Source organism: Sphingobium mellinum (genome assembly GCF_037860795.1).
In the GTDB taxonomy this organism is placed as follows: Bacteria; Pseudomonadota; Alphaproteobacteria; order Sphingomonadales; family Sphingomonadaceae; genus Sphingobium; species Sphingobium mellinum.
The window spans coordinates 1-3,289 of record NZ_JBANRK010000046.1 but is presented as its reverse complement, the minus strand read 5'-3'; the positions used below and the strand labels follow the sequence as shown (position 1 = coordinate 3,289).

General features: G+C 58.7%; 3 protein-coding genes and 1 pseudogene. 3 read left to right on the top strand and 1 reads right to left on the bottom strand.

From position 1 onward, the window contains the following. Positions 1-364 (top strand): hypothetical protein (locus tag AAC640_RS18250; RefSeq protein WP_340268865.1); only part of this gene is annotated, 364 nt, incomplete at its 5' end. On the opposite strand, the gene AAC640_RS18245 is transcribed toward AAC640_RS18250, so the two are convergent. Then, positions 336-1,010 carry a TetR/AcrR family transcriptional regulator gene (locus AAC640_RS18245; RefSeq protein ID WP_340268863.1) on the bottom strand — a complete coding sequence of 225 codons (675 nt, stop codon included), beginning with the start codon at positions 1,008-1,010 and terminating at the stop codon, positions 336-338. The two genes, AAC640_RS18250 and AAC640_RS18245, sit on opposite strands and share 29 nt — an antisense overlap. Before the next feature lie 243 nt (positions 1,011-1,253). Here AAC640_RS18245 and AAC640_RS18240 point away from each other — a divergent pair, with 243 nt between their 5' ends. Both AAC640_RS18240 and AAC640_RS18235 read left to right on the top strand, forming a co-directional pair. After that, a complete protein-coding gene (locus AAC640_RS18240; RefSeq protein WP_340268861.1) occupies positions 1,254-2,483 on the top strand; it encodes an aromatic ring-hydroxylating oxygenase subunit alpha in 1,230 nt (409 codons plus the stop codon). Positions 2,484-2,689: 206 nt separating this feature from the next. Then, positions 2,690-3,193 (top strand): annotated as a pseudogene (locus AAC640_RS18235) (site-specific integrase); the annotation flags it as partial. Positions 3,194-3,289: the final 96 nt, after the last annotated feature.

Here is a 3,289-nt window from a genome sequence, read left to right as displayed (position 1 = left end):
ATCAGCCGTGGCGCATCATGACCATAGGACGCCGCAAATGGGCGCGTGGGTCGTGATCAATGCAGGTTGGTATTACTCTTCATCTGACGAACCCTCCTCGACCCAGGAAAATCCGACGGAAAAGCTAACTCAAAAGCTAGACCACTTTCACCATGTCACCTCACTCAAGTCGGTCCTCAGGCGGATCGAGACGGGGTCGGTAAAACGGCGCGTCGGCGCGCGCGTCATCGTCAACAAAGCGCTGGTTGCCGCCTATCAGGCGGCATCCTCTGACCGGAAACCGCTGCGGATTCGGCAAAGTATCCACGTTCAGTTCCGGTCGCCCGACGGGGCTGCTAACCAATCCCAGCCTTTTCGTCGTTGAACTTATCGACCTCGTGCGTAGCCTTAAGGGGCTGCGAAGGAGGAGGGGACAAAATTGCCCGCAGCGCTACTTCGAACCCTGCGCCAATAATTCCGGGGTCGCTGGCCGGATGGGTACTCGCGTGCAGCGACAAAGCCCGCGTCATCACGAGCAGCGTCTCGATGCGCCCGTCGATTTCTCTTTCCGTGAGGCCTTCGAACACCGGGGCCGCAATCGCGCGAACCGCGTCTCTAAATCGGTCATCGACGCGCGCAACCAGTTCGGCAACTCTGGGATTGCGTGCCGCTTCGGCCAAGACTGCTTGTGCGAGCGCTGCCCGGTCATAGTCGAGCAGCCATCGAATATCATTCAAGTATCGATCAATGAGCACACCGATGCTCAGAGTCCCGAGCTCATCCGGATGTGTAATGTGCAACATGAATTCTTCAAAATCGCGCTCGGTGAGAGCGATCATGATCGCTTCCTTGCTCTCGAATATCTTGTAGAGGTGCCCGACGCTCATGGCTGCTTCCGCGCAGATGCGGCTTATGGTTGCTGCGTGAAAACCCTCGGCGATAACACATGCGCGCGCGGCGTCGAGAATCTGGTTTCGGCGGTATTTCGCGAGTTCCTCCCGTCGTGATGCCGCTGCCGTCGATTGTGCCATGTTACCTTCCTCGCCACCCTTCGCGGCAAAATCTCGAATCGGATAGGCCCTACAATTTTCGCCAAACGAATGAAACCCGCGTTATATAGTGAGTGATCGCTATATAGAGCGAACGATCACTCTATTTCTTTTGACTCGGTGCTGAAGCTGTGCAATTCCATGGCGAGCGGCTCAGTTATCGTCACAAACCGCACGCTGGTGCGCCGCAACTGGGTGTTTTGATATAGGATGAGGTCGAAAGGAATGATTGGTTTCGAGCACGCCGAGTTGCGTTCCCATTATGATGAGATCATGGATTTGGTGGCGCGTAAGGAGCCGACGCTCGCGCCCGATATCCTCAAGATTCCCGTCACGGACTATACCGATCGCGAGCGTTGGGAACGCGAAGTCAAATTCCTTCGGACGACGCCGATGATGCTTGCATTGTCGAGCGAACTGTCCGAGCCTGGCAGCTATTGGGCGATGACGCGGCTTGGCGTGCCGATGCTCCTGACGCGATTGAAATCCGGAGAGGTGCGGCTGTTCATCAATGCCTGCCGGCACCGGGGCGCCAAGGTGGTCGAGGAAGGAAAGGGCAAGCAGCCGCGCTTTACCTGCATCTACCATGCCTGGACATATGGGCTGGATGGAAAACTTCTGGCATTACCCGAGAGCAGGATCTTCGGCGACGTCGACAAGAGTTGTTATGGCCTTACCGAGCTTGCCGTCGAGGAACGTTCGGGCCTGATCTGGGGGATGCTCACCCCGGGCGTGCCGCTGGACCTCGACGAATATCTGGGGCCGCAGATGATGGAATTACTGGCGAAATGTCGCCTGGATCGCTTCCAGGTCGTAAACCAGATCGAACTGCCGGCGGCGAACTGGAAGCTGGCGTTTGAGGGCTATTGTGAATCCTATCATTTCATCAGCCTACATGCCAAGAGCTTCGGCAGCTTTGTCATTCCCAATGTACTGAAGTTTGACAGGCTGGGTCTTCACAACCGGTTTCTGACCCCGGTTCTGGGTATCGATAAATGCGATCCCTCATCGACAGATGATCTCAAGCGCTATGTACAACTCGCCTTTACCTGTTTCCCTACTACGTTTTTCGCTTTTGCCAGCGACACGGCCTTTTCGAGCGATCGGGAAGCCGGGGTCGAGCCAGTGGAACGAATTTTCATCAATCAGGTCCTGCCCGGCGGCAGCCCTGAAACCTCAATCACCATCTCCCGCACCGTGGTCAGTACCGACTTTATCGGAACGCCGATCGAGGAAGAGACGCGGCACTGGTCCATGATGACGCACAAGACCGTTCGCGAGGAGGATTATCCGGTCGTCCAATCCACGCAGGAAACACTTCTCTCGGGCGCGCAGGATCACTTCACAGTCGGGCGCAACGAGATCGCCATTCATCACCTCCACCAGACGTTGCATAAGGCGCTGGGCGATGAAGCCCTGAGCGAACGCCCCAACCATGCTCCAGCCATTGCATAATGCACGGTCCGAAACTTTGCGAGAGACGACGCGCAAACGTTGGCCAGGCGATCCGGCTTTTTTGGTCGATGGTTTGCGGCGACCCTGATGCTCGTCAGTTCGTGGTTTGTTGTCATGGCTTTGCATTGTGCACGGCGCGGCCGAAGCCGGATGGGTATCGCTTTGTGAGCCAGCCCCTGCTCCAACCGGTAGCGTAAAATCTCGCGAAGGGGAGCAAGCCGGCTTCGCTGGTGAAGCTGCGGCTGCAGGCGCTCCGCCGCCGTCTTGGCACCGCGCAGGCGCAGGCGCGGCCCTTGCGGTTCAAGGGACCGGTAAAGGATGTCGAGCGGGATCTGGCTCGCGGGCTGAATATCCGCGTATTGCTCGATGGCTGCGTTGACGATCTGCCGGGGCTGCGCGATCGGGCGCTGCTATCGGCTGGCTACGACACCGGGCTGCGCGCGTCCGAACTGGTGGCGATCAATGCCGAGCACGTGGTCGAAGCGAACGATCCTGACGCGCGCCTGCTCAGCATCCCGCGCAGTTAGGGCGCCCCAGACGGGGAGGGGGCGACGGCGTTTCTTTCACCGCGCTCGGTGTGCGCAATCGCCGCCTGGACGCAGGCGGGCGGCATATCGTCGCGTCCGTTGTTTCGGCGGGTGCAAGTGCGGCGCATCAAGGAGCGCCCCGCGGTGCGCGGCCGGCCGCTCGCCAGCCTTGCGGGTCGGGAACCTGGTATTGGCGCAAGACGGGGTCAGTACATAGAACGGACCCAGATATACGCTAAGCGCCGACAGCCCCGCTCAGGTGTCGGCAAACACCTGATT